Genomic DNA, 2,107 nt, shown 5'->3' with positions numbered 1-2,107 from the left:
ACGGTGACGCTGGTGGCCGGCTTGACGGTGCGGATGAGGAACGGGACGGCGCCGGCCACCACGCAGACCACGGCGGCGGCCCAGAACGCGTGCCGGTAGGCGTCCAGGGTGGGCAGCGAGACCGGGATCGGCAGCTTCATGGTGTCGCCGGTGAGGATGGCGGCCATGACGGCGGTGCCGATCGCGCCGCCGACGGTGCGCAGCACGGCGTTCATGCCGTTGGCGATGCCGCTCTGCTCGACCGGGACGGCGCCGTTGATGTAGGCGGGCATCGCCGAGAAGGCGAGGCCGATGCCGAGGCCGAAGATGGCCGAGGCGAGGTAGATGTCGCCCTCGTGGCTGTGCCGCAGCGCCAGGTAGGCCATCGCGACGGCGCCGAGGACGCCACCGAGGACCAGCGGCGGGCGCGGGCCGCGGCGGGCGATCAGCAGGGCGCCGAGCGGGGCGGCGACCATCGAGCCGAGGGCGGAGGGCAGCAGCATCACACCGGCGTGCAGCACGGTGGCGGTGAAGCCGTAGTGGGCGAGCTTCTCCGGGGTCTGGGCGAAGTTGCTGATCACCATGAACGAGCCGTACATGCCGAAGCCGATCAGCAGGCCGGCCAGGTTGGTGAAGGCGACGGCCGGACGGGACATCATCTTCATGTCCACCAGCGGGTGGGCGACCTTGGCCTCGATGACGCCCCAGACCAGGGCGACCACGGCGGCGACGGCGAACAGGCCGAGGGTCTTGTTGGAGGTCCAGCCCCAGGTGTTGCCCTGGCTGACCGCGACCAGCAGGGCGGAGAGCCAGCCGGCGAGGGTGAGGGCGCCGAGCGGGTCGGCGCCGCCGTCCTTGTCGGTGACGGGGTCGGTGGGCACCCGCAGGGCGACCAGGGCGATCGCGATCAGGCCGAAGACCAGGCCCATCCAGAAGATGGACTTGTAGCTCCAGTGCTCCAGCAGCAGGCCGGTGGCGACCAGGCCGAGGCCGCTGCCGACGCCCATCGAGGCGCTGATGGCGGCGACGCCGCCGGTCACCTTCCGCTTGGGCAGCTCGTCGCGGACGATGCTGATGGCGAGCGGCAGCACGCCACCGCCGGCGCCCTGGAGCACGCGGGCGACGACCAGCCAGGTGAAGGAGTGGGTGGAGACCGCGAGCGCGGAGCCCGCGACCAGGCCGGCGAGCGAGATCAGCAGCATCGGCTTGCGGCCGCGCAGGTCGCCGAAGCGGCCCAGCAGGGGGGTGAGCACGGCGGCGGACAGCAGGTTGGCCGTCATCAGCCAGGTGATGCTGGAGCCGGAGACGTCCAGTTCCTTGGCGAGCGAGGGCAGGATCGGGACGACCGCGGTCTGCACCACGCTGAACGACAGCATCGCCAGGATGAGGGCCGGCAGGACCCGGGCGCTGCTCTGCTTCTCGGCCGCGGTGGTGGGCTGTGGTGCCTCACTCACGGTTGCTTCCTCCCGTACATAGTGAATGAACTGAAGTAACCATGCCGGGAGATACTTCAGAGTGTCAAATATCCATTGGTTAAGCTTTGGCAAAGAGAAAGGACCCCGGCCAGTGGCGGCCGGGGCCCTTGGGGAGCGGGGTGCGGGGTCAGACCAGCGGCCGGGCCGGGACCGGGCGGGCCGGGGTCTGCGCGGCGGGCGGCGAGGAAGGCGGCGACGACGGGGCGGCCGGGGTGGTCAGGGCGCTGTCGTGGACCTCGACCTGCTCGCGGCGCAGCTCCTCGCGGACCACCTCCTCGGTGGTGTACCGCTCGATCACCAGGCGGACCCGCTCGACCGGCGCCAGGTACTTGCGGACCACCGGGCGCTCCTCGCGCAGGGTGACCTCCTCCACCGCCTCGGCGATCTCCTTCTCGTCCAGTGCGGACCGCTCGGCCTCGCCGACCGGGATCCGCTCGACCCGGACCCGCTCGCGCACCACCGGGACCCGGCGCTCCACGTGCTCGCTGGTCACGTACTTGCGCAGCTTCGCGGTGCCGATCACGTGCCACTCGGTGGTGATGTCCAGGCGCTCCTCGCGGCAGGTGATCTCCACCCGGCCGGCGGGGGAGGCGGCGGCCGGGGCGGTCTCCGGGCGCGCGGTCCGCGCGTGCGGCTCGACGGCCGGCCGCGGC

The 2,107-nt window shown here is 72.0% G+C and carries 2 protein-coding genes; both read right to left on the bottom strand.

Going from position 1 to position 2,107, the window contains the following annotated elements; all coding sequences use genetic code 11:
- Positions 1 to 1,433, bottom strand: a 1,433-nt coding sequence (locus ABD308_RS28155) for an MFS transporter (RefSeq protein ID WP_344340312.1), incomplete at its 3' end; no start/stop codon positions are given.
- Between the two features lie 148 nt (positions 1,434 to 1,581).
- On the bottom strand, positions 1,582 to 2,107 hold a 526-nt coding region (locus ABD308_RS28150), incomplete at its 5' end, for a DUF2382 domain-containing protein (protein WP_344340310.1).

The sequence above is a fragment of the Kitasatospora putterlickiae genome, from assembly GCF_039527695.1.
GTDB lineage: Bacteria > Actinomycetota > Actinomycetes > Streptomycetales > Streptomycetaceae > Kitasatospora > Kitasatospora putterlickiae.
The sequence above is the reverse complement of the archived record's forward strand: the minus strand, read 5'-3'. Positions and strand labels throughout refer to the sequence as shown.